The sequence below is a fragment of the Egicoccus sp. AB-alg2 genome (genome assembly GCF_041821065.1).
Taxonomy (GTDB): Bacteria; Actinomycetota; Nitriliruptoria; order Nitriliruptorales; family Nitriliruptoraceae; genus Egicoccus.
The window spans coordinates 312,960-336,652 of sequence record NZ_JBGUAX010000004.1 but is presented as its reverse complement, the minus strand read 5'-3'; the positions used below and the strand labels follow the sequence as shown (position 1 = coordinate 336,652).

The following is a 23,693-nucleotide window of genomic DNA, read 5'->3' as shown; positions in this document are numbered from 1 at the left end:
CGCTCCCTCACCCCGGCACCCTATGGCGGGCCGACCGGGCCGTGACTGGCAGTCATGCATCGGTATGGACGCGATGCTCGGCAACATCTGCCGAGAAGGAGGTGGGAGTGTCCTGCATCCTGCCCCGTCGGGACCCCGGTCAGGCCAGGAGCGCGGGGAGCACGTCGTCGAGACCGCGAGGTGCGCGGCCGAGCAGGGCGCCCAACACGGTGGCATCGCCCGGCGAGCCGTGTTGGTCGTAGGCGGTGAGCATCGCCAGCAGGCGGCGGCGCGTCTCCTCGCACAGCCCCGACTGGCCGGCCACCCAGGTGGCCGGGTCGCGGCGAACGGCGGTCACGGGCCGCCCGAGCGCCCGCGCGGCGGCCGCCGCGACGTCATCGGCACTCACCTCGGCCGGCCCGGACAGTTCGAAGCTGGCGTGGACGCCCAGGCCCTCGACGAGACACCGGGCGGCCACCTCGGCGACCTCGTCCAGGTCGACCATCGCCAGGCGCCGGTCGGTGGCGTAGGGCACCGCGTAGACGCCGTCGCGCAGTCCGTCGACGTAGCCGCGCAGGTTCTGCAGGTAGGCGTTGGGCTGCAGGATCGTCCAGTCGAGGTCGCTGGTGACCAGCAGTTCCTCGACGCGGCCCTTGTCGGCGTGGTGCGGCATGGCCCGCACCTGCGGGTGGATCACCGAGTGGTAGACGACCCGCGTCAGGCCACGGCGTCGGCACGCGTCGACCAGCGCCCGGCCCATGACGACCTCGTCGGGGTGCAGGTTCGGCGCGATCGCGTACACGGCGGCCACCCCGTCCAGTGCCGCTTCGAGGTCGTCGCGGTCACGCTGGTCGCCGACGACCGTCTCGACCGTGCCGTGCAGTCCGGGGGCGTCCGCCAGCCGGTCGGGGCCGCGGAGCAGGGCCCGCGCGGGCGCACCGGCGTCGACGAGCGCGCGCAGGACCGCGCGGCCGGTCTTGCCGCCGGCACCGGTGACGAGGATCGGCCGGTCGTCCGCGGCGTTCACCCCACCGGCGCCTCGGCGGCGGCCGCCAGCGCCCGGACGGCGTCGGCGAACGCCGATATCGGCGGCGACACCAGCCCCGCCCCGACCTGCCCGGTGCCGGCCTCCTTGCCCGCGATGCCGGTGTTGACGAACGGCAGCGTCCCGGTGCGCACGATGCGGGTCACGTCGATGCCGACCGGCGTGCCACGGAACTCCAGGATCGGCACCTGGTAGTGCGGGTGCTCGCCGAGCGCGATCGAGTACATGGAGCGGGTCGCGTCCAGCGCGTCGGACGCCTGCCCGCCGACGAAGCGGACGATGGCGGGGGCGGCGGCCATGGCGAACCCGCCGACTCCGGCCGTCTCCATGATCGTGGAGTCGCCGATGTCCGGGTTGGCGTCCTCGGCGGTGTAGTTGCCGAGGAACAGCCCGTCGGGCACCTCGGCGGGGCCGGTGAACCACTGGTCGCCGGTGCCCGACACCTGCACCCCGAAGTCGGTGCCGTTGCGGGCCATGGCGACGACCATCGTGGAGCCGGGCAGGTCGCGCGCGGGGTCCATGGCGGACTTGGCCGCGGGCATGCCGAGGTTGAGGAAGAAGTGCTCGTTGCCGTTGACGAAGCGCACGACGTCGGCGAGGTCGCCCGGGTCGATGCCGGCCTCCAGCAGCGGCGGCACGATCTCGCGCACGATCAGGGCCGACGCCGCCCGGTTGCGGTTGTGCAGCTCGTCGCCCATCTGCAGGGCCTGCGAGATGACGGCCCGCAGGTCCAGCGAACCCAGCCGGCCGACCGCGGCGCCCAACGCGGGGCCGAGCACCTGCGCCATCCACTGCAGGCGCTCGACGACCTCCGGCGCGTAGGCGCCGTAGCGCAGCACCTTGCCGAGGCCCTCGTTGAGCGAGCAGTGCGCCACGTTGCCGAACGCGCCGTTCTCCACGACGAACATCGGCATCGACGGCGATACGACACCGGCCATCGGTCCGACGGCGCGGTGGTGGTGGCAGGGCGCCAGCTCGAGCTCGCCGCGCTCGCCGATGCGCTGCGCCTCCTCGGGCGTCTCCGCCATCCCCTCGTAGAGCATCGCGCCGATCAGTGCGCCGCGCAGCGGTCCCGAGGCCCGCTCCCAGGTGATCGGCGGGCCGGCGTGCAGGAACTGGCCCGTCTCGATCCCGACCGCCTCGCGGGCCGTGCGGATGCCGACCCAGTGGGGCTCGGCGGCGATGACCCGCTCCAGCGCCACCCGGTTGGCCTCCTCGGTGCGGGGGTCGGCGGCGACACGGGCGAGCTCGGCCGCAAGCCCGTCGACCGGCGGGCGCCAATCCACGGGCACCACGTCGACGCCCTGGTCGCGGAGGGTCGTCTCGAACAGTTCGACGCCGGCCGCCACGACCCGGGGCGGACCGTCGAGCAGCGCGGCGAGCGGGGCGGTGTCGGTCTGGTCGGTCACGGGTCCCTCGATTCGTGGGCGGTGAACGGCGCGGGTCCGGCGCGTGGCGGGTCCGGGTGGGGTGCGGCGGTCGGGAGGGAGAGACTGGGCGGTGGCTCAGCCGAGGCAGGCGACGGCGGCGCGGGCCGCGGCGGCGTTCGACACGAACACCTGCGCGCCGGCCTCCGCCAGCGCGGCGGCCTGACGGTCGCGGCCCTGGGGGTCGCCGACTGTGCCGCACAACGAGACCACGACCGCCAGCTCCCGCCCGGCCGCGGCAGCCGTCCGGCGGGCGTCGGCGATGGCGGGCGCCAGCTCACCGGCCGGGTCCGGGTGCGCGCCGTGCCCGAGGACGACGTCCAGCAGCAGCACGGCCGTGTCGTCCCGGGCGGCCTCCGCGGCGATGCGCTCGAGGCGCAGCTGCTGGTCGATCATCGGGTGGGGCCGGCCGCGGGTGTACTCGTCCTCGCCGAGGTCGACCAGGACGTGCCCGCTGGCGGTGGGGTCGGCGGCCGCGTCCGCGTCGGCGCGCTCGCCGACGTTGGCGGTCACGGGACCGAGCGCCGCCTCGGCGATCAGCAACGCCTCCGCGCACAGCGTCCCGCCCGCGAACAGGCCGACGAGCCGGTCGCCGCCGCCGGCCCGGACGGGCTCGCCCCACGTCCGCCACGCGGGCACCTCGCGGCCGAGCCGGCCCAGCACCTCGGCCGTGATCGCGCTGAGGTCGTCCTGGCCCGGACCGAGCAGGCCCATGACCACCGGCGTCTTGCACTCGGCGGCGGCCGCGCGCACCCGGTCGGCGACCGACGCCGCGGGCGGCTTGGAGAGGATCACCACGACCTCGGTGGCCGGGTCGGCGTCCAGGGCCTGCAGCGCCTGCAGCGTCGAGCGACCCCCGACCTCCTCCTTGAGGTCGCGACCGCCGACGCCCAGCACGTGCGACACGCCGACACCCGCGTCGTCGAGGAGGCAGGTCAGCTGCTGGGCGCCGGTTCCCGACGCGGCGACCACGCCCACGGGGCCGGGTGGCACGACGTTGGCGAAGCCGAGCCCGACGCCCGAGACGATCGCGGTCCCGGCGTCGGGGCCCATGACCAGCAGGCCGCGCTGCTCGGCCTGCCGCTTCAGGTCGATCTCCGCGTCCAGCGGCACGTTGTCGCTGAACAGCATGACGTGCAGGCCGGCGCGCAACGCGTCGAGCGCCTCGACGTAGGCGTGCTCGCCCGGGACGGACACCAGCGCCAGGTCGCCGCCGAGGGCGGCGGCGTCGCGGACCGTGCGCGGCGGTGGCGCGTCCCCGAAGCTGGCCGCGGCGCCGCCGCCGCGGCTGGCGGCCAGCGCGGCCTCCAGCTCGGCCAGCGCGGCCTGCAGCACGTCGTCGTCGGCGGCGCGCACCGCCACGACCAGGTCGTTCGGGCCGGCGTCGGTCGCCTCGAAGCCCATGCCGGCGAGCAGTTCGAGGTTCAACTCGGTGGCCATGGCGACCAGGGCGCCGTCGACGCCGTCGACGTCGGCGACCCGGCGGCTGACCTGCATGAGGCTGACGGAGTCGGCATAGACCCCGCGGCGGATGTCGAGGTGGTCGACCATCAGGTTCGTCCTCGGATCGGTGGGAGGTCGTGGAGGGGCCGCGACGCAGCAGCCGCCGCGCGAGGGGCGGCCTCGTGCAGCAGCACCTCGGCCGCGGCCAGCAGCCCGAGTGCGAGGTCGCGCCCTGACGTCGAGCCGACCGCGAGCAGGTCGTCGAGCCCGGTGCACAGTGCCGGGCCGGCGGTGCCGTCGGACGGCACGGCGTCGGGCACCTCCGCGGCCGTCAGGGCCCGCAGCACCGCGGCGGCGGGCGCGGCGACCTCGCCGCGCGCGGCGTGGCGCAGCAGCGCCGCCGAGACGGCGGTGGTGGCGTGCCCCACGGTGGGCAGCACCCGGTCGGCCACGCCCCGGAGGGCCGTCACGGACGGCGCGTGGGGCCGGCCCAGCGCCGCGGCCAGGGCCGGCGTGCCCGCGAAGAGGCCCGCGAGCACGTCGTCGCCCGCCGGGGTGAGGCCGGGCCCGAGTCCGACCAGTCGCCGAGCGACGGCCGTGGTGACCGCGACGTCCCCGGTCGTGGATGCCGCGACGAGTTCGCGCAGGCGGGTGGCCAGGAGCTCCGGCGTCGGTCCGGCACGTCGCTCGACCAGCGCGAGCGCCGCGGCGCTGCGGGTCGCCAGCACCGACGCCCGGACCGGACGCAATCGCGGGCGCGGGTCGAACCAGCGCGTGACGCGGGCGTGCAGTCCAGGCAACGCCACGCCGAGGTCGCCGACGTGCCCGACGGTCCCGGGGGCGTGGCCGGTCAGCCCGGGAGACGCCACCGGCTGCGCCAGCACGACCGCGTTGGGGTGGGCGATCCCGTCGGGGCTCACCAGTGCCAGCAGTCCGTCGTCGTGCTCGAGGTACAGCGCGGCCGGGAAGGCCGCCAGCACACGCGCCCGCCGACGCGAACCGCGCAGCACGTCGGCGACACCGGTACTGGCCGTGGCCCCGACCACGGCGGATCCGTCGTCCGCGGGCCGCGTCACGTCGAGGCCAGGATCCGGGTGCCGGCCGTCCCGCCGGCGGCCGCTACCACGTCGTCCAGCGAGGCGATCGCCGCCCGGCCGCCGGTGCGTTCGACGAACCGGCAGGCCGCCTCGACCTTCGGGCCCATCGAACCGGCGGAGAAGTGGCCCCCGTCCTGCAGCCCGCGCAGCTCGGCAAGGGAGACCTCCCCGAGCCAGCGCTGCTGCGGCGTGCCGTAGTCGATGGCGACGGCCGGGACGTCGGTGAGGATCACGAAGGTGGTGGCGCCGAGCTCCTCGGCGAGCAGCGCGCCGGCGAGGTCCTTGTCGATGACGGCCTCGACGCCGCCGAGCGGTCCGTCGGGCTGCTCGACGACCGGGATGCCGCCACCGCCGTTGGCGACCACGATGGCCCCGTCGTCGAGGAGGAGGTCGACGGCCGGCCGGTCCACGCACGCCAGCGGCTGCGGCGAGGGGACGACCCGCCGCCAGCCGCGCTCGCCGACCCGGACGAACTGCTGGCCGTCGCGCTCGCGACGGGCGACGTCGTCGGGATCGCCCAGGTAGGGGCCGATCGGCTTGGTGGGTAGCGCGAAGGCGGGGTCGTCGGCGGCCACGAGCACACGGCTGACCACGGGGACCACGGGACGTTCGTGCCCGAGACGTCGCAACTCGTGTCCGAGGGTGTCGGCGATGGTGAAGCCGATCGTGGCCTGCGTCTGCGCGACGCACCAGTCGAGCGGCACGGGCGGCACCACGTCGCGGGCCAACTCGTTCTTGATGAGCACGTTGCCGACCTGCGGGCCGTTGCCGTGGGTCAACACGAGCTGGTCGAGCCCGTCGGCCACCAGCTCGGCGATCTGGCGCATGGTCCGCCAGATGTTGACCGTCTGCTCCTCGGCCGTGCCCGCCGTGCCCGCGGGGGCGATGGCGTTGCCGCCCAGGGCGATGACCGTCCGCTCTCCCACGCTGCTGCCTCGGCACCTCGGCGTCGCGCCCACGGTAGGACGTGCCGGCGAGGTGGTCGTCGGCACTCTCCGCCGAAGGCGCCGTGCGGTGTTCGGCGAAGGTCGCTACGCGGGCTGCGCGACGCCGCAGGTCGGCGACGCGACCGCCTCGGCCGCGCGGCCGGCTGTGGCAAGGTCCGCGCCATGACCTCTCCACTGGACCGACTGCTCGAGATCGCCGGTGTCGCCCTGGCGACACCCGGGCGTCCCAGGGCGGCGGCGGTCGGGGCGGACCGGATCACCCCCGTCACCCGTCCGTGGGCGCAGCGCGACGGCTTCCACGCCTTCGAGTCCGCCCTGTACGTCCACCCGCTGGCGACGGGCGCCGCCGGGGAACGGTCGATGCAGGCCTGGAACGAACCCGCGCTGTGGCGCGCCGTCTACGACGATCTCGCGGCGGAGGGGCTCTGCTTCGCCGAGGACGTCTTCGGCGGTCAGTTCGTCCTGCTGCACGGGGAGGTTTCCACCTTCGACCCCGAGACCGGAGCCAGGGACTGGCTGGCCCCCGACCTCGAGGGCTGGGCCGAGGCCGTTCTCGACGACTACGCGGTCCTCACCGGCCACCCGCTCGCTCACGCGTGGCAGGCGCAGCACGGTCCGCTCCAAGCAGGGCAGCGTCTCGTCCCGAAGATCCCGTTCGTCCTCGGTGGTGAGTTCACCGTGGAGAATCTCCACGCACTCGACGCGGTCGAGGGGATGCGCCGGCGCGGGGCCCTGGCGCGGCAACTGCGCGACCTGCCCGACGGCGCCCGGGTGACCTACCGGGTGGTCGACTAGGCCGCCGACCGGCCGTTCGCCGGGCGCCGCCGACACCCGGAGGCTTGACCGCCTTCACACCTTGTAGTTCTATGCATTCCACTCCGAGGGTGAGGTGGACGGGTGCGGATCGAGAAGGACCTGGTCGCGGCGTCGGCGACCCCGCTCGTGCTGGGGATCCTGGCGGACGGGGAGAACTACGGCTACGGCATCCTCAAACGCGTGCGGGACCTGTCCGACGGTCAGCTGGAGTGGACCGACGGGATGCTCTATCCCCTGCTGCACCGCCTGCAGCGACTCGGGTACGTGACGACGGAGTGGCGGACGCCGCCCGAGGGCCGCCGGCGCCGCTACTACGCGATCACCGACGCGGGACGCTCGGCGCTCGCGGAGCACCAGCGGCAGTGGGCGGCGGTCGCGCAGACCCTGGCGAACCTGTGGGACGGCTCCGGTCCACTGCCGGCCGTCGGGAGGGCGTGACCGTGAGCGCCGTGGAAGCGCAGATCGCCGAGTGGCGCGGGTTCGTCGCGCGTGACTCGGTCCTCGCCGCGGACGAGGTCGAGGAGCTCGAGGCGCACCTGCGCGAGCAGATCGCCGAACTGGAGGCGGCCGGCCTGGCCGCCGACGAGGCGTTCCTCGTGGCCGTGAAGCGGATGGGCAGCATCGACGCGGTGTCGCGCGAGTTCGCGCGCGAGCACAGCGGACGTCTGTGGAAGCAGCTCGTGCTGGCGGGCGGCGCGCCGGCGACGCGGACGTCGAACGGGATGGTGGCGGCGCTGGCGTTCGCGGTGGCGGCGGCCGTCTCGGTGCTGCTCGCGCGGCTGGCGACGGGTTTCCCCGAGGAGGAGTCCACGTGGCTGGTGCGCAACGCCGGCCTGCTCGTGTTGCCCTTCCTCGCCGGCTTCTTCGCGTACCGACGGCGACTGCCGGCGCGTCGATGGTTGGTGGCCGCCGTGCCGTTCGTGCTCGCGGCGGGGGTGGTCAATCTCTACCCCTTCGACGCCGGCGGCTCGACGGAACTGCTGGTGGCCGCCCATCTGCCGGTCGTGCTGTGGTTCGCGCTCGCCCACCCGTACACGGGTGGCGACCTGCGATCGCACGAGCGGCGGATGGACTTCGTCCGCTTCACCGGCGAGTGGTTCATCTACTACGTGCTGCTCGCGCTCGGCGGTGGCGTGCTGATGGGGCTGACGTCCCTCATCCTCGAGCCGATGGGCGCGGACGTCGCGGAGCGGATCATCGAGTGGGTGGTGCCCTCCGGCGCGGCCGGTGCGGTGGTCGTGGCGGCGTGGCTGGTCGAGTCGAAGCAGCGGGTCGTGGAGAACATGGCCCCCGTGCTCACCATGGTCTTCACCCCGCTGTTCGCGGTGATGCTGGCCGGGGCCGCGATCGTCTACGTCGCGACGGGCATCATGGGCGACTTCGACCGCGAACTCCTCGGCGCGTTCGACGCGCTGCTGGTGGTCGTCCTCGGGCTGGTCCTCTACGGCCTGTCCGCCCGCGAGCCGGCGGCCCCGCCGGGCTGGATGGACCGCATCCAGCTCGTCGCCGTCGCGTGCGCGCTGGTCCTCGACGGGATGGTGCTGGCCTCCATGCTGGCCCGGATCGGCGAGCTCGGCTTCACGCCGAACCGCGCCGCGGCGCTCGGCCTCAACCTCGTGCTGCTCGTGAACCTCGCCGGCGCGGCCTGGCTGTCCGCGCGCTTCCTCACCGCCGGCGCCGGCGTCAACCGGCTCGAGCGGTGGCAGACCGGCTACCTGCCGGTCTTCGCGGTGTGGGCGGCGGCCGTGGTGGTCGTGCTCCCGCCGCTGTTCGCGTTCGCCTGACGCTACGCCGTCAGCAGGCGGTGGAGCAGGCGGGCGGTGCCGAGGGCGCCGGCGTCGTCGCCGGGTCGCGCGACCGTCTGCACGCCCAGCGGCAGACCGCCCGCGCCGGTCAACCCGGGGACGGCGACGGTCGGGGTACCCAGCAGGGTCCAGGGCCGGCACAGCATCGGGTCGCCGGTGGTCGCGGCGTCGGGGGCCTCGCCGAGCACGCTGGGTGCCAGCACGACCCGCACGTCGCCGAAGGCCTCGTCGAGCTGGGCCCGGCACCGGTCACGCAGCGCGATCGCGTCGTCGTAGGCGTCGACGAGCCGGCGCGCGTCGTCGAGGTAGGCCCGCAGCCGGGCGCTCAGCCGTGAGGTGTGCTGCTCGATCTCCGGCCGCAGCGCGTCGAGCACCTCGACACCCATGACGACCTGCTGGGCCTCGACGAGCCCCGCGAACGCGTCCGGCAGGCGGACCTCGACCACGTCGACGTCGCCGGCCAGTCGTGTCACGGCCGCCTCGACGGCCCCGCGGGCCGGGCGTTCGACCTCGTGCCACCAGGGCGTGCGCAGGAAGCCGACGACCGGACGATCCCCGAGCTCGGCCGGGCGGAAGCGATCGACGTCGCCGGCCATGACGCCCAGGCCGAGGGCGACGTCGTCGACGTCGCGGCCGAGCAGGCCGACCGTGTCGAGACTCGGCGAGCACAGCTTCACGCCGTCGAGCGGCACCGCCCCGAACGTGGGCTTGGCGCCGACGGTCCCGCAGAAGGACGCGGGCCGCACGACCGAGCCGGCCGTCTGCGTGCCGATCGCCAGCGGCACGGTCCCGGCACCGACCGCGGCGGCCGAACCGCTGGACGAGCCACCCGGCGTGCGCGTGCGGTCGAACGGGTTGCGGGTCGGGCCGGGCTGGAACAGCGCGAACTCGGTGGTGACGGTCTTGCCGAGCACCACGGCCCCGGCCGCCCGCAGCCGTGCGACGGCGACCGCGTCGGCGGCGGGCCGGTGGCCCGCGTAGATCGGCGAGCCGTGCGCGGTCGGTTGGTCGTGGGTGTCGAGGATGTCCTTCACCCCGACCGGGACGCCGTGCAGCGGGCCGCGCTCGTCCTCCGGGAGGGCGTCGAGGGCCCGCGCCTGGGCGAGGGCGAGGTCGGGGTCGAGGTGCGCCCACGCGTGCAGGTCGTCCTCGCGGTCCACGATGGCGTCGAGGTGGTCCTGCACCACCTCGACGACCGAGGCCTCACCGGCGGCGATCCGGTCGCGGATGGTCCGGACGCCGGTGTCCCGTACGAGACTCACGGCCGCATCCGGCGGCCGACGATCACTCCGACGATCGCGACCAGCGCGCCGAGCCCGAAGGCCGCCAGCAGCTCGGTCAGGCGGCTGGGGGCGGCCGCCGCCGGGCGCGGCGCCCCGCGGAAGACCTGGCCGACCACGGGCGCGGCCGCGGCGGGCGCCTCGCCCGCCGCCGCGACCGCGGGGGCCGCGGGGGCCGCGGGGGCCGCGGCCGGTACCTCGGCCGCCACCTCGGCCGGGACGCCGAGCAGCTCGCGTTCGACCGCGGCGAAGAACTCGCCGGCCGTCTTCTTCGCGACGCCGGCGAGCATCCGTTGGCCGACCCCGCCGATCATCCCGCCGATGACGGCGTCGGCGTCGAAGGTCACCCGCGTACGGTCGCCGTCGTGGTCCTCGAGGCGGATCAGCGCGTCCGCGCGGATGGTGCCGGGCGCGCCGGCGCCCTCGGCCTGCAGCCGGTAGCTGGAGGGCACCTGCTTGTCGCGCAGCTGGACCTGCCCCTGGTAGGTGCCCTTCACGCTGGCCACCCCCGCCGTGACGGTGGCGGCGTACGCGTCGTCGCCGGTGACCTCCAGCGCTTCGCAGCCCGGGATCGTGCGTGCGAGCACGGACGGGTCCTGCAGTGCCTCCCAGACCTGCTGGCGCGGCGCGGCGAGCGTGTACGTCCCGGACACCTTCACTGGGCACCTCCTGCGGCCGTGCGCAGCTCGTGCAGCTGCGACGGCGAGATCGGCATGGCGTGGATGGGGACCCCCGTCGCGTCCTCGATGGCGGCGGCGATGGCGGCCGAGCCGGGGATGACCCCGGCCTCGCCGGCACCCTTGATCCCCAGCGGGTTCAGCGGCGACGGCGTCTCCAGGTGGTCGATCTCCACCGGCGGGACTTCGGTCGCATAGGGCATGAGGAAGTCCATGAACGACGCGTTGAGCAGCTGGCCGTGCTCGTCGTAGGCCATGCGCTCGTACAGCGCGCCACCGACGCCCTGGGCCACCCCGCCCAGGACCTGGCCCTGGACGATGCGGGGGTTGATGAGGTTGCCGCAGTCGTGCACCACCGCGTAGCGCTGGATGCGGATGTCGGAGGTGGCTGGGTCGACCTCGACCTCGACGGCGTGCATGCCGTTGGCGAACGTCGAGCGCACCGGCGAGTAGTAGTCCGTGCCCTCCAGGCCCGGGGCCTGCCCTTCGGCGACGGGCGGCTTGTTCGGGTCGTTGGGGCCGGCGAACTGGGTCGCGGCCTTGGCGTGCTCGTCGAAGGCGTAGCGCAGCGGGTTGGACAGCGTCGCCAGCATGGAGAGCGGCAAACCGGTGTCCGGGCTGCCGACGACCTGGACGCGCCCGTCGGCCAGCTCGAGATCCTCGACGTCGACCTCCAGGGCGTCGGAGGCCAGCTGCAGGGCCTTTTCCCGCACCTTGCGGGCGGCGAGGTGGATCGCGTTGCCGGACATGACCGCGGCGCGCGACGCGAAGGTGCCGACGGCGTACTGGAACCGGCGCGTGTCGCCCGTGACGACCTTCACCTGCTCGAGCGGCACCCCCAGCTCGTCGGCGGCGATCTGCGCGAACGCGGTCTGGTGCCCCTGCCCCTGGGTGCCCAGGCCGGTTGCGACCTGCACGGTGCCGTTGGGTTCGACCAGGACGTGGCCGCCCTCGTACGGACCGACGCCCGTGCCCTCGACGTAGCAGGCGAGGCCGATGCCCAGCAGGCGACCCTCGGCGGCGGCCGCCTCCTTGCGGGCGGCGAAGCCGTCCCAGTCGACCAGTTCCTTGAGCTTGGCCAGCGAGGCGGGGAAGTCGCCGGAGTCGTAGGTGTAGTCGCGGCCGTCCTGGAAGGTCAGGCCGAAGGCGTAGGGCATCTCGTCGGGCTGGATGAAGTTGCGGGCGCGCACCTCGGTGCGGTCGAGGCCGAGCTGCGCGGCGATGGCGTCGACCGTGCGCTCCATCAGGAAGCAGCCCTGGGGACGGCCGGCGCCGCGGTAGGGGGTCACGGGCGTCTTGTTCGTGTAGACGCTCTGGAAGCGGACCCGGTAGTGCTCGATCCGGTAGGGCCCCAGCAGCTGCGTGGACGTGATGATCGGCACGATCAGGCCGTACGGGATGTAGGCCCCGTGGTCGTGGAGGAACCGCACGTCCAGGCCGAGGATGCGTCCGTCGTCGTCGAAACCGACCTCGACCCACTGGACCTGGCCGCGCTCGTGGTTGGCCGAGACGAAGTGCTCGTGGCGGTCCTCGGTGAACTTGACGTCGTGTCCCAGCAGCCGCGCCGCCCAGGGCACGAGGATCTCCTCGGGCCACGGGTGCATGATCTTCACGCCGAAGCCGCCGCCGACGTCGGGCACGACCACCTCGACCTGAGCGAAGTCGAGCTCCAGGAAGGTGGCGATGGCGGCGCGGACGCTGGTGGGGGCCTGTGTGGAGGTGTGGACCCGCAGCCGCCGGTCGTCGGGGTCCCACCGGGCGTGGACGCCGCGGCCCTCCATCGGCGTGGACGCGGAACGCTCGATGTCCAGCCGCAGCGAGAGCCGGTGCGGGGCCGCCTCGATCGCGGACGGCGCGTCGCCGATGGTCTGCTCCATCTCCGCGGCCACGTTGCCCGGCACGGCGTCGTGGACGGCGCCCCCGTTCCCGACGGCCACCTCGAGGTCGACGACGGCCGGCAGGATCTCGTAGTCGACGCGGATGCGGTCGAGGACGTCCTCGGCGACGTACCGGTCGCTGGCGACGACCATCGCGACCGCTTCGCCGACGTGGTTGACCTCGCCGTCGGCCAGCACCTTCTGGGTCACGGGCGCGGTCAGCGACGGGTGCGGGATGAGCAGCGGCATCGCCTGCTGCAGTCGTGGCGGCAGGTCCTCGTAGGTGTAGATCGCGACCAGCCCGTCCACGTCGACGGCGGCGGTCACGTCGATGTCGCGGATCCGTGCGTGCGCATGGGGGCTGCGCAGGATGGCCACGGCCAGCGCGTCGTGGCCGAGGTCGTCGAGGTAGCGCCCCTCGCCGCGCAACAGACGCGGGTCCTCGACGCGGGCGACCGCGGTCCCGAACTGGCGCGTGGTCACGACGACACCTCCGCCTCGTCGTGCCCGCGGTCGCGTGCGACGTGCCGGTCCCGCGGGTCGGCGCCGGTCTCGCGCAGCACCCCGGCGGCCTGCTCGACGGCCGCCAGGATGCCGGCGTAGCCGGTGCAGCGGCACAGGTTGCCGGCCATGCCCTCGCGGATCTGGTCCGGCCGTGGCTCCGCGTGCTCGGCCAGGAACCCGCAGGCGCTCATCACGAAGCCGGGGGTGCAGAACCCGCACTGCAGGCCGTGGCAGTCCTGGAACGCCTGCTGCACCGGGTGCAGCGTGCCGTCCTCGGCGGCCAGACCCTCCACGGTGGTGACGGCCGCGCCGTCGACCGACACGGCGAACGTCAGGCACGAACGGACCGGCTCTCCGTCGAGCAGGACGGTGCAGGCCCCGCAGACGCCGTGCTCGCAGCCCACGTGGGTGCCGGTCAGTCGCAGGTCGTGGCGCAGGAAGTCGGACAGCAGGCGCCGCGCCGGCACGGACGCGCGGTGCAGCGCGCCGTTGACCGTCACGGTGACGTCGTGCAATTCCTCGGTCACGCGTGCACCTCCCGGGCCGGGTCGGGCGTCGAGGCCGCGGTCGGCGTCGTGGCGGCCGCGGCGGCGCGGACCAGCGCCCGGCCCAGCAGCACCCCGGCGAGGTGGCGCCGGTAGGACGCGGTCGCGTGGATGTCGTCGTCGGGGTCCAGCCCGTCGCGGGCGAGGCCGACCGCGTCGTCGACGCGCAGCGCGTCGGCGGGCTGACCGGCCAGCGCCTGGCCCACGTCGATCGCGGCCGGTTCGCCACCGACCCCGAAGAACGCCGCCTTCGCCGCGGTCACCCGGCGGTCCTCGTCGAGGTCGACCTGTGCCGCCACGCCCGCGAGTGCGTAGTCGCCGTGCCGGCGCGCCAACTCCTCGACGGCGGCGCCGCCGTACGGGGACCGGACCGGGAACTCCACGGCCGTCGCCAGCTCGCCGGGCCGCAGCGCGCTCTCCAAGGGGCCGAGGAACGCGTCCGCGCCCGTCACGTGCCGCACGCCGTCACGCGACGTCAGCTCCAGCCGCGCGTCCAGCAGTGCGACGACGGCCGGCAGCTCGGCGGCCGGGTCGGCGTGGACGATGGAGCCGACGCTGGTGCCGCGGTTGCGGATGACGGGGTGGGCGACCAGCTCCAGCGCCTCGCGCAGCACCGGTTGGGCCGCATGGGCCGCGTCGTCACGCTCCAGGCGGCGGTGGCGCACCCGGGCGCCGACGCGGACGCGGCCGTCGGCGACCTCGACGGTGTCGAGGTCGTCGAGGTGCCGGATGTCGACCAGGACGGCCGGCGCCACCAGTCGCATGTTGAGCATCGGCACCAGCGACTGGCCGCCGGCGAGCACCTTCGCCTCGGCGCCGAGCTGCGCCAACAGCTCGAGCGTCTCCTCGACCGACCGCGGTGCGTGGTAGGCGAACACCGGGGGCTTCACATGATCTCCCTCGCCTCCGAGCGTGGGACGCTAGCGAAGGCCGGACCCCCGGGGCGTCGTCAACCTCTGCCGAACCGGGTACCGGTGCGCTGTGCGACCATGCCGGATCTGCAGCCCGCGGGGCCGGCGCCTACCGTGCGCCCGACGCGGACGCGGGAAGGCGACGAAAGCGGTGGATGTCGACGAGGTCGCGGGGTGGATCCGCACCGCGCGCCGGGTCGTTGCACTGACCGGCGCCGGCGTCTCCACGGCCTCCGGGATCCCCGACTACCGCGGGCCGCAGGGTGTCTGGACCCGGGACCCCGCCGCGGAGCGCCGCTCGAGCATCGACGTCTGGCTGACCGAGCCGGACACGCGCCGGGACCTCTGGCGGCAGCGCGCCGCCGACGCCCACCTGCGGCCACGCCCGAACGAGGCACACGTGGCGCTCGCGGACCTCGAACGCCTCGGCCACCTCGACGTGCTGGTCACGCAGAACACCGACGGCCTGCACCAGGACGCCGGCAGCGACCCCGCACGCGTCGTCGAGGTGCACGGCACGAACCGGTTCACCCGGTGCCTCGAATGCGGCGACCGCCGACCGATGCCGGACGTGCTGGCGAGGGTCGCCGCGGGCGACGACGACCCGCACTGCGAGCGTTGCGGCGGACTGCTGAAGGCGGCGACGGTCTCGTTCGGCCAGTCCCTGGACCCCGGGCAGTTGCAGCGGGCCCACGAGGCCGCGATCGGCTGCGAGGTGTTCCTCGCGCTCGGGACCTCGCTCACCGTGCATCCCGTGGCGTTGCTGCCGCGCACCGCCCTGGAAGCCGGTGCCCGGCTGGTGATCGCCAACGCCGAACCGACGCCGTACGACCGCGTCGCCGACGCGGTCGTCGCCGACGACCTCGTCGACTGGCTCCCGGCGCTGGCCGACCGGCTCCGCCCGTAGTCGCGTCAGGCCGCCACGGCGGCGGCCAGCCGCTCGGTCAGGCTCGCGAAGTCGTTGCCCTTCTGCAGGCACGCCCGCGCGCCCAGCGACAGCACCTGTCGGCACAGGTCGTCCTCGGCGAACCCCGTCAGCACGACGACGACCGGACGGTCGGTCCCGTCGAGTTCCGCCAGCACCTCGAGGCCGTCCATGTTCGGCATGGCCAGATCGAGCAGCAGCAGGTCGGGGTCGGTCTCCGTCAGCGCCGTCAGCGCCTCGCGACCGTCCGCGGCCTCGCCGACGACCTCGAACCGTCCGTCGCGTTCGAGCAGCAGCCGCAGCAGGCGCCGGAGGGTCGCGTCGTCGTCGGCCAGCACCAGACGCCAGCTCATCCGCCCTCCGGGTGGTCGACGTTGGCGGGTGCGACGCGGGCCAGCGCGCCCGGCTGCAGCGGCTCGTCCTCGGCGGCCTCGCGCAACAGGCGGCTGATGAACCCCTGTGCATCGAGCGTGGTGCGCTGGACGAGGTCGATGCCCTCCTGGTGCTGTCCCAGCTCGAACGCCAGCCATGCCGCCGAGAGGCCCTGCACGACGTTGTCGTTGAGCTCCAGCGCCTGCCGCTGTCGCGCGAGCGCCCGATCGAGTTGCCGGCACGCCTGCTCGGCCCGCTGCTGCTCGGTCACGTCCTGCATGGTGCCGAACACGCGGACCGGGCGCGCGTCCGCATCCGTGACGACCTCGCCCCGGGACTGCACGACGCGGACCTCGCCGCTGGGGCGCACGATGCGGTAGGTGATCCCCCGCACGATGTCGCGTCCCGACCCCACCACGTCGATGCGGCCGAGGACGCGGTCGCGATCGTCGGGGTGGACCAGGTCCAGCACGCGCGGGATCGAGGCGGGCTCGTCGTCGGCGATCCCGAGGATGCGGCGGTACTGGCGCGACCAGGTCACGGTGCCGTCGGCGACGTTCCAGCCCCAGCTGCCGATGTCGGCCAGGCGCTCCAGCTCGTCGAGCCGGCGCAGCGCCTCGGCGCGCTCGGAGATGTCGCGGCCGTGGACCACGACCCGCTCGCGACCGAACGGGATCATCGTCGCCTCCACGACGCGGCGGCCATACGGCTGCTCGCGGACGGCCCGGTAGCTGACCGGCCCGCCCGCCGCGAGCGTGTCACGGGCACGTCGCAGCACGTCGGCGAGTTCGTCCGGCGGGTACAGCTCGCTACCCAGGCGACCTCGCAGTTGCGCCTCGGGCAGCTGGAAGACGGCTGCCGCGGCCGCGTTGGCCACGACGACGCGCAGGTCGTCGCCCCCTGGCAGCAGCTCGAACACGGCGGCTCCGTCGGCGAGCGCGTGGAACAGCGCCGTCGCCGCCTCGGCGATCTCTTCCAACCCCCGGCCTGGCCTCGGGTGGCCTCGGACGGCCACGTCGTCGGAGCGTAACGCGGAGGGTCGGACGCCGGCCGCGGTTTGCGACGTGTCGGCCCCGTTCGAGGGGAGGACGCGACACGGCCGTGCACCGCTCGCGCTCCAGGACGCGGCCGGGGCCGCGACCATGACGGTCGCGGCCCCGGGGGTGGTGGGACGCCGGCGGGGTCACATGCCGCGCATGTCCTCCGGCGGGATCACGGGCGCCTTGGTCCCGAGGTCGTAGACGCCGACGCCACGCTCCTCGTCGGTGCCGGGGATCAGGTTGTCCAGGAGCAGTCCGAGGATGGCCGCGACGGCGATGCCGGAGCTGCCGATGCCCTGCACGATGCTGGTCAGCAGGTCGATGCCGAACAGCGACCAGTCCTCGCCGACGTAGTTGTTGAAGTAGTTGGGCACGACCAGGCCCATGAACAGCAGGAACCCGACGATCATCAGGTTGCGCTGCGAGTCCAGGTCGGCCCGGCGCAGGTTCGACAGGCCCACGGCCGCGATCAGGCCGAACAGCGCCAGGTACACGCCACCGACGATCGGGGTCGGGATCGAGGCGATCACCGCACCGACCTTGGCGACCAGACCGAAGACCAGCAGGAAGCCGGCACCGAGCAGCACGACGAAGCGGCTCGCGACCTTGGTCAGCCCCACGAGGCCGATGTTCTCGCTGTAGGAGGTCGAGGAGAACCCGCCGAGGAGCCCGGTGAAGAAGCAGCCCACGCCCTCGAAGCCGATGCCGCGGTTGATGGTGCGGGCGTCGGGGTCGCCGGCGCCGGCGATGCGCGACACGGCGTGGTAGTCGCCGAAGGACTCGATCGTGGAGGCCAGGTAGGCCGCCAGGATGGCGAAGATGAAGCCGAGCGGCGGCAGCAGCGGCGAGCCCCAGGGCAGGAAGATGCCCCCCTCACCGGGGACCAGCCCGCGGATCCACGGCGTGGTTCCGACCGCCCCGAACGACACGAAGGCGGCGCTGTCCTCCGGGATGGCGCCGGCCAGCGACATGACCAGCAGCACGGCGTAGACCGTCAGCACGGCCAGCAGGATCGGGAACAGGGAGAACATCCGGACGCGGGGCGCCAGGATCAGCGAGTACACGAAGATCACGCCGAGCGTGCTCAGCGCGACCCACCAGTTCAGTGACGAGTTGAACGTGGCGGCGTCGAACAGCGACAGACCGATCAACGCGATCACCGGCGCGATCGTGATCGGCGTCACGTAGCGCCGCAGCAGCCCGCCGATGCCGCCGAAGCCGACGATCATCTCCACGACGGCGCCGGCCATGATGCCGCCGGCGATGTAGCGCATGGCGTCGACACCCTGGTAGGTGGACGCCAGGCCGATGAAGGGGCCGAGGAAGGCGAAGGACACGCCCTGCACGATCGGCAGCCGTGACCCGAACTGCACCTGCAGGAACGTGGCGACGGCCGAGCAGATGAACACCGAGCTGATCAGGATCGCCAGCTGGCCGCCGTCGAACTCCAGGAACGGTGAGAGGATGAACGGCACCGCGATCGTGGCGCCGAACATGGTCAGCACGTGCTGCAACCCGAGGCCGAGTGCCTTCGGGAACGGCTTCGGGATGTCGTCGAGTCCGTAGTTCAGCCCGTTGGGGCGTGAGGGCGCCTCTGCGCTCATGTTCCCTCTCCTTCGCGGTCGTCTCCGGCCGCTGCTCGCGACCCGCGTGTGCCGGGTGACACACTCCCCCCTTGGGACGGCGATGTCCGTTTCTCCCGATTCGCCCCGCCGCCCGTGGAACGGTACTTCCCCTTTCGGCCAGTGTCCGGCCGAGTGCCCGCGAAACCTAGGAACCTCGACACGACGGAGGCATCGGCACATTGTGCCGATGCCTCCGGTCGAACTTGGTCGAAGTTGGCGCCCTGCGACGGGGCCGGGGGCTCGACGCGGTCAGTCCGCGCGCACGATCGCCGCGACGGGGCCGCCGCCGAGCGGTCCCTGGTGCAGGGCGGCGACGGACACGAACACCGCCGTGTCCCCGACCGTGGCGGCGGTGACGCCGCCGACGGCGCCCTTGATCTGGCGGTGGTGGTGCACGTCGGAGTCGTCCAGTGGCAGCTGCCGTCGGCCGCGGACCTCCCCGCGCGGGTCGGCTTCGCACTTGAGGAACACGTTCACCAGCCGGCCGTCGAGGTCGCTGTGGTGCGGGCGCTCGGGCAGCTCGATCCCGGCGCTGCGGATGGCGTCCCAGATGCCGTCCTGGTCGATCGCGTCCTTCATGACGCCGTGGCCGACGCGGTAGCGGCTGCGCGCGCCGGGCGCGTTGCCCACCACCACGATCTGGGCCCGGTCGAGCTCCACGCCCGAGGAGCAGGAGGCCACCGAGGAGAACAGGTCGTGGTTCTTGCCGATCTCCTCGGGGTCCGGCACCCGGTCGATCTCGCCGAGCGCGTACGCGATGCCCAGGCCCGTCGTGCCGTTGGAGATGTCCATCGAGTACAGCGTGTCCTCGGTGTAGACGGTCTCGCCGCGGCGGTGGGCGTCCTGGATGGTCTCCAGGACCAGCAGCGGCGTCTTGGTCTGCACGTAGTGGACGTCGGCGACGTCGGTGATGCCGGCCTCGGCCATGGCCCGCTTCACGCCCTCGGCGACCTTCTCCACCATCGCCGGCCGCCCGATGTCCTCCGGCAGCAGCACGTCCGACATCGCGATGCCGACCGACAGACGCTTCTCGTCGGTGTCGACCCCCTGGTCGTCGGGCACGCGGGCGAAGACCGTGGCGTGCGGCGTGATGACCCCGTCGCAACCGCCCGACCACGCCATCGGGATCTCCTTGACCTCGTCCTCCGAGCGGCTGCCCTTGTCGAGCAGCACGCCGCGGAAGGCCTGGTCTGCCAGGATCCGGGTGTAGTCGTTGACGCCGCCGTTGCCCTCCGTCTTGCCGATCACGGCGATGACGTCGTCGGCGGCGAACACCCCGTCGTCGATCAGTTCGGCGAGGCCCGAGGCGTCCGTGACGCTCTTGATCTCGACCTTGCGTACCTCGAACGGCATGGTTGGCTCCTCTTCGCACGACTGGGGGCGTCGTCGCACGACGCTAGTCGCGTGCCCTGGGCCTTGACATGTGAACTTCCGACGACCGGGCCGCACCTTCGCTAGCGTCACCTGCCAACCACCACGGTCCCGGGAGTCCGCCCATGCCTCGCGTCGACGAATCCGCCCCGGCCGCGACCGTCGCCACCCGCTCGGCGCTCCCCCTGCGCGGGGTGCTGACCACCCCCGTGCTCGCCGGCGCGACCGTGCTGGCAGGCGAGCGGGGGTTGGATCGCACCGTGACCCGCCTGAACGTCATGGAAGTGCCCGACGTCCTGGCGTTCGTCAAGCCCGACGAATTCCTGCTGACGACGGGCTACCCGTTGCGCGAGCGGCCCGAGGCGCTGCCGCAACTGGTCGCCGACCTCGACGACCGCGGGTTGGCGGGGCTGGGCCTCAAGCTCGGGCGCTACCTCGACGACCTGCCCGACGAGGTGCTCGCGGTCGCCGACGCCCGCGACTTCCCGATCGTGCGGCTGCCCGAGGGCGTGGCGTTCGACGACATCCTGAACGACGTCCTCGGCACGATGCTCGACTCGCAGGCGCAGCGGCTCGCGCGCGCCGAGCGGATCCACCGGGCCTTCCTGCAGGTGGTCCTGCGTGGCGAGGGCGTGCAGCGGATCGCGGAGGACCTCGCCGCACTCGTGGAGAGCCCGGCCGTGGTCGTCGACCTCGAGGGCCGGCTGCTCGGGGCGGCCCGCCTCGAGGACCTGCCGCTGCCGGACCCGCTCGCCGCCGACGCCACCGTCTCGATCGCCCAGGACGACCGGCACCTGCGGATCGCCGGCCAACTGCTGCCGTGCGTGGCCGTGCCCATCGTCGCCGGGCCCCGCCAGCACGGCCACGTCGTCGCCGTGCCCCCCGACGGCCGACGGACCGACGACCTGCTGGCGCTGGAGTCGGCCGCGACCGTCGCCGCGCTCGTCCTCACGCAGCGGATGGAGGTGCAGGCGGTCGAGAGCAAGTACCAGTCCGACCTGGTCCACGACCTGCTGCGCCGTGTCGACGAACCCGACGACGTGCTGCGCCGGGCGGCCGGCTTCGGCTGGGACCTCGACCGCCGCCTGATCGCGCTGGTCCTGCGCCTGGACGCGCGTCCGGGCGTCGAGCGCCCCGACGACACCGGCCGCCGCCCGCCGCTGGCCTCCACGATCCGGGGCCCCATCCTGGAACGTGATCCGCGCGCCGCGGTGGTCCGCTTCAGCTCCGAGGTGGTCGTGCTGACGGCCGCGTTCGAGCCGCCCGCCAACGGCAGCGCCGCCGACGGCCGGGCCGAGGCGCGCGCGTTCGTCGGCGAACTGGTCGAGCGGGCCGGGCGGGCCGCGGGCGCCACGGTGTCCGCCGGACTGTCCCGCCCGGTCGAGGACGTGCGCGACGTGGCGCAGGCCTACGACCAGGCCTCGCGAGCCGTGACCCTGGGCCGGGAGATCGCCGGCCGCGGGGCCGTCACGCACTTCGACGACCTCGGGGCCTACCGGTTGCTGGCCCTCGTCGAAGACCGCGAGGAACTGCACGCGTTCGCCCGCGAGGTGCTGGGCGAACTCGCCGACGACACGGACACGACCAGCGACCTGCGCCGCACGCTGCAGGCGCTGCTGGACACGGGCGGCAACGTGGCGGAGGCCGCCCGTCGCCTGCACTTCCACTACAACACGCTGCGCTACCGGATCGAGAAGCTCGAGTCGATCCTGGGGCCGTTCATGACCGATGCCCGGCGCCGGTTGGACGTCCAGCTTGCGCTGCTGATCCTCCGACTGCGCCAGGACGGCTGAGGGCCACGGCGGCGGGTGCACGCCGTGGCCGCGGCCCCCGCGACGCTCAGCGCGAGAGCGGGTAGCCGTAGCGGGAGCCGAGCGGGCCGGTCAGCGCGGACACCGTCACCACGTCGCGGCGGCGCATCTGCGTGCGCCAGCGGTCGTCGCGCCGCAACGGCACCGCACCGTCGCGGAACCGCGACGCGTTGCCGAAGACGGCGTGGGTCCGCTCGGACAGCTCGACCTCGTGGTCGGAACGCAGCGGCAGCGGCACGGTCCCGTGCCCCAACCAGTCCACGACGGCGGTCAGCTCCTCGCGCGGCCGCGCCACGAGGTCCTCGTAGCGCAGTCGCCGAAAGCGCGTCGCGGCGGGGGCCAGGAACGCCTCCGTCGCCAGGTTGTGCGCGTCCCACTCGACCGCCGCCGTGGCCGCCGAACGCCGGCGCATGAGGTGGCCGGGCTCGAACTCCTTGCGCTGCCCCCACGAGAACGCCGCGGCGCGGGCGTCGCGGACGACGTGCAGCACGGCCAGCTCGCCGACACCCGCCTGCGCCAGCAGGTAGCCGTACGCGGGGTTCTTGGAGGAGTCGACGATCACCCGGCAGCCGGTCACGTCGACGATCGCGGCGTACAGCCGGCGCAGATCGGCCAGCAGCCCGTCGAGCCGTCGCAGCTCCCGGCGCCGTGTCGCCGGCAGCCACGTCCTGGGCAGGTGGGCGATGCGGAAGGTCTCGATGGCGGCTGCCGTCCGCCGGGCGTGCTCGGGCTCCAGGCCGCCGAAGGCGCGGGCGAGGACGCACTGCCACGTCGGGCAGGCATGGAAGTGTTCGCCACAGGCGCACAACCGGTCCTTCACGGCGCCGCGGTCCCAGAGGTAGCGCAGCTCGCCGGCCGCGAAGAACCCGTCGAGTTGGCCGAGCACGTTCTGCAGCAGCGTGGTGCCGCTGCGGCCGCTGCCGGCGATGAACAGCACGGTCGTCGGCACCCCGGTCACGACGGCGCCGGGGCGGACGGGCGGCGCGGGCGGCTGCGGACCTGCTTGACGAGCCGCCGGACGGCTCGCCGGTCGCGGACCAGGGGGTAGGTCCAGCCGTAGGCGGTCCGCAGCAGCGGGTTGTAGAGGTCGTCGTACGCGTCGGGCAGGACGACGACCCGCCCGCCGAACCCGAGCTTGTAGGAGGTGACGGACTGGTGCGCCCGCTCGGGCAGCGGCCGCCCTGCCAGCACGGCCCTGGCGGCCTTCACGTCGATGCCCTCGAGGTCGTACCAGCGGTGGCCCTGCTCCGCGGCCCACTGGATCGTGGCCCACTGCAGGGCCTCGTTGGGGCGGTGCTTGCCGTGACGGCCCGACCACACGCTCATCTTGTTGGTGACCGTGCCGCCGAAGACGACCGCGAGCTGCGCGGCGACGACCTCGCTGTCGTACTCGGCCAACGTGAGCCGCACGTGGCCGTACGGCTGCAGGATCTCCCACATCGTTCGGAAGTAGTCGCCGGGCAGCGCGGTGAAGCGCTGACGGCGGGCCGTGGCCTCCAGCAACCGCGCGAAGACGTCGAGGTCGTCGCTGTCGCCCTCACGGACGACGACACCGCGACGGGCGCCCAGCTGGACGTTGTAGCGGGTGCGGGGGTTCATGGCGGCCAGCAGCGTGTCACGCCCCACGGTGCAGTCCAGCAGCACGCTCGCCGGCGGGGTGACGCGGGTGGTGCTCACCAGGTACCCACGCTCCCGCATGGTCCGCGCGAGCGCGTCGCCGTGCAGCGGGGGCTGGATCGTGGTGTGCTGCACCCGCAGACGCCGGGCCGCCCGCCGCAGACCCGTCAGCACCGCGCCGACCAGGGCCGGGTCGTCGGCGGCGAGGACCGGCCCGTTGGCCACGTAACCGATCGCGCCCAGGCCGGCGACGGGCCGGATGAGCAGTTGGGCACCGCCCACGATCGTGTCGCCCCGGCGGGCGACCACCCGCGCGGCGCGCCAACCGAGCGCCGCCTTCACCTCCCCCCACAGGGCGCTCTGCGTGTGACTGGCCCCGGACTGCTGCAGGAAGCGGTCCCAGGCCGGATCCTGTCGTGCGGTGGAGAGGGTCAGCCGGTCGGCCGACGCGTCGGTGGCAGGGGGTGGTGACGCTGGAGCATCCATTCGGCATCGTCGCTCGGTCGGTGCTGCCTCGCCGCGACGTTCCCCGTCCGCCTCGTCGCGTCGGCGGGACCTCGTCCCACGAAGCGCAGCGTC

The 23,693-nt window shown here is 73.9% G+C and carries 21 protein-coding genes; 5 read left to right on the top strand and 16 right to left on the bottom strand.

The window, feature by feature from the left end; translation table 11 throughout:
- Positions 1 to 139: 139 nt before the first annotated feature.
- The 5 genes from ACERM0_RS09125 to ACERM0_RS09105 form a co-directional block, all read right to left on the bottom strand.
- Positions 140 to 1,006 carry an SDR family oxidoreductase gene (locus ACERM0_RS09125; RefSeq protein ID WP_373678264.1) on the bottom strand — a complete coding sequence of 289 codons (867 nt, stop codon included), beginning with the start codon at positions 1,004 to 1,006 and terminating at the stop codon, positions 140 to 142.
- Complete coding sequence (locus ACERM0_RS09120; RefSeq protein ID WP_373678263.1) at positions 1,003 to 2,433, bottom strand: DUF1116 domain-containing protein; 1,431 nt, start codon at positions 2,431 to 2,433, stop codon at positions 1,003 to 1,005. Before ACERM0_RS09120 ends, ACERM0_RS09125 begins: the two co-directional genes overlap by 4 nt.
- A 96-nt stretch (positions 2,434 to 2,529) precedes the next feature.
- On the bottom strand, positions 2,530 to 4,002 hold the full coding sequence (locus ACERM0_RS09115) for an FdrA family protein (protein WP_373678262.1): 1,473 nt from the start codon (positions 4,000 to 4,002) through the stop codon (positions 2,530 to 2,532).
- Positions 4,002 to 4,970, bottom strand: a complete 969-nt coding sequence (locus ACERM0_RS09110; RefSeq protein ID WP_373678261.1) for a DUF2877 domain-containing protein — start codon at positions 4,968 to 4,970, stop codon at positions 4,002 to 4,004. Before ACERM0_RS09110 ends, ACERM0_RS09115 begins: the two co-directional genes overlap by 1 nt.
- Positions 4,967 to 5,917, bottom strand: a complete 951-nt coding sequence (locus ACERM0_RS09105) for a carbamate kinase (protein WP_373678260.1) — start codon at positions 5,915 to 5,917, stop codon at positions 4,967 to 4,969. The genes ACERM0_RS09110 and ACERM0_RS09105 overlap by 4 nt, the downstream gene beginning before the upstream one ends.
- 183 nt (positions 5,918 to 6,100) lie before the next feature.
- On the opposite strand from ACERM0_RS09105, the gene ACERM0_RS09100 reads away from it, so the two are divergent.
- The 3 genes from ACERM0_RS09100 (at position 6,101) to ACERM0_RS09090 (ending at position 8,538) form a co-directional block, all read left to right on the top strand.
- Positions 6,101 to 6,733, top strand: coding sequence for an SMI1/KNR4 family protein (locus ACERM0_RS09100; protein ID WP_373678259.1), 633 nt, complete (start codon positions 6,101 to 6,103; stop codon positions 6,731 to 6,733).
- 102 nt (positions 6,734 to 6,835) lie between these two features.
- Complete coding sequence (locus ACERM0_RS09095) at positions 6,836 to 7,192, top strand: PadR family transcriptional regulator (protein ID WP_373678258.1); 357 nt, start codon at positions 6,836 to 6,838, stop codon at positions 7,190 to 7,192.
- A complete protein-coding gene (locus ACERM0_RS09090) occupies positions 7,189 to 8,538 on the top strand; it encodes a permease prefix domain 1-containing protein (RefSeq protein WP_373678257.1) in 1,350 nt (449 codons plus the stop codon). Before ACERM0_RS09095 ends, ACERM0_RS09090 begins: the two co-directional genes overlap by 4 nt.
- A gap of 2 nt (positions 8,539 to 8,540) precedes the next feature.
- Here ACERM0_RS09090 and ACERM0_RS09085 read toward each other — a convergent pair whose 3' ends face one another.
- Genes ACERM0_RS09085 through ACERM0_RS09065 form a run of 5 tightly spaced genes read right to left on the bottom strand, consistent with a single transcriptional unit; the run spans position 8,541 to position 14,332 of the window.
- Positions 8,541 to 9,821: an amidase gene (locus tag ACERM0_RS09085; protein ID WP_373678256.1), complete on the bottom strand. Its 1,281-nt coding sequence runs from the start codon at positions 9,819 to 9,821 to the stop codon at positions 8,541 to 8,543.
- On the bottom strand, positions 9,818 to 10,498 hold the full coding sequence (locus tag ACERM0_RS09080; protein ID WP_373678255.1) for a carbon monoxide dehydrogenase subunit G: 681 nt from the start codon (positions 10,496 to 10,498) through the stop codon (positions 9,818 to 9,820). The genes ACERM0_RS09085 and ACERM0_RS09080 overlap by 4 nt, the downstream gene beginning before the upstream one ends.
- Positions 10,495 to 12,876 (bottom strand): aerobic carbon-monoxide dehydrogenase large subunit, encoded by a 2,382-nt coding sequence (gene cutA / locus ACERM0_RS09075; protein ID WP_373678254.1) that lies wholly within the window; start codon positions 12,874 to 12,876, stop codon positions 10,495 to 10,497. The genes ACERM0_RS09080 and cutA overlap by 4 nt, the downstream gene beginning before the upstream one ends.
- Positions 12,873 to 13,424: a (2Fe-2S)-binding protein gene (locus tag ACERM0_RS09070; RefSeq protein WP_373678253.1), complete on the bottom strand. Its 552-nt coding sequence runs from the start codon at positions 13,422 to 13,424 to the stop codon at positions 12,873 to 12,875. Before ACERM0_RS09070 ends, cutA begins: the two co-directional genes overlap by 4 nt.
- On the bottom strand, positions 13,421 to 14,332 hold the full coding sequence (locus ACERM0_RS09065; protein WP_373678252.1) for a xanthine dehydrogenase family protein subunit M: 912 nt from the start codon (positions 14,330 to 14,332) through the stop codon (positions 13,421 to 13,423). The genes ACERM0_RS09070 and ACERM0_RS09065 overlap by 4 nt, the downstream gene beginning before the upstream one ends.
- Before the next feature lie 172 nt (positions 14,333 to 14,504).
- Between ACERM0_RS09065 and ACERM0_RS09060 the strand changes: the two genes are divergently transcribed.
- Positions 14,505 to 15,260 carry an NAD-dependent deacetylase gene (locus tag ACERM0_RS09060; protein ID WP_373678251.1) on the top strand — a complete coding sequence of 252 codons (756 nt, stop codon included), beginning with the start codon at positions 14,505 to 14,507 and terminating at the stop codon, positions 15,258 to 15,260.
- Positions 15,261 to 15,265: 5 nt separating this feature from the next.
- Here ACERM0_RS09060 and ACERM0_RS09055 read toward each other — a convergent pair whose 3' ends face one another.
- The 4 genes from ACERM0_RS09055 to ACERM0_RS09040 all read right to left on the bottom strand — a co-directional run bounded on the left by ACERM0_RS09055 (position 15,266) and on the right by ACERM0_RS09040 (position 19,668).
- Positions 15,266 to 15,631: a response regulator gene (locus ACERM0_RS09055; protein ID WP_373678250.1), complete on the bottom strand. Its 366-nt coding sequence runs from the start codon at positions 15,629 to 15,631 to the stop codon at positions 15,266 to 15,268.
- On the bottom strand, positions 15,628 to 16,629 hold the full coding sequence (locus ACERM0_RS09050) for a PAS domain-containing protein (RefSeq protein ID WP_373678249.1): 1,002 nt from the start codon (positions 16,627 to 16,629) through the stop codon (positions 15,628 to 15,630). The genes ACERM0_RS09055 and ACERM0_RS09050 overlap by 4 nt, the downstream gene beginning before the upstream one ends.
- 204 nt (positions 16,630 to 16,833) lie before the next feature.
- Positions 16,834 to 18,294, bottom strand: a complete 1,461-nt coding sequence (locus ACERM0_RS09045; RefSeq protein WP_373678248.1) for a uracil-xanthine permease family protein — start codon at positions 18,292 to 18,294, stop codon at positions 16,834 to 16,836.
- A gap of 270 nt (positions 18,295 to 18,564) precedes the next feature.
- Positions 18,565 to 19,668 (bottom strand): ring-opening amidohydrolase, encoded by a 1,104-nt coding sequence (locus ACERM0_RS09040; RefSeq protein WP_373678247.1) that lies wholly within the window; start codon positions 19,666 to 19,668, stop codon positions 18,565 to 18,567.
- Between the two features lie 143 nt (positions 19,669 to 19,811).
- On the opposite strand from ACERM0_RS09040, the gene ACERM0_RS09035 reads away from it, so the two are divergent.
- Positions 19,812 to 21,479: a PucR family transcriptional regulator gene (locus ACERM0_RS09035; RefSeq protein ID WP_373678246.1), complete on the top strand. Its 1,668-nt coding sequence runs from the start codon at positions 19,812 to 19,814 to the stop codon at positions 21,477 to 21,479.
- Between the two features lie 46 nt (positions 21,480 to 21,525).
- Here ACERM0_RS09035 and ACERM0_RS09030 read toward each other — a convergent pair whose 3' ends face one another.
- Positions 21,526 to 22,446 carry a sulfotransferase gene (locus ACERM0_RS09030; RefSeq protein ID WP_373678245.1) on the bottom strand — a complete coding sequence of 307 codons (921 nt, stop codon included), beginning with the start codon at positions 22,444 to 22,446 and terminating at the stop codon, positions 21,526 to 21,528.
- Between the two features lie 5 nt (positions 22,447 to 22,451).
- Positions 22,452 to 23,600 (bottom strand): lipid II:glycine glycyltransferase FemX, encoded by a 1,149-nt coding sequence (locus ACERM0_RS09025; protein ID WP_373678244.1) that lies wholly within the window; start codon positions 23,598 to 23,600, stop codon positions 22,452 to 22,454.
- Positions 23,601 to 23,693: the final 93 nt, after the last annotated feature.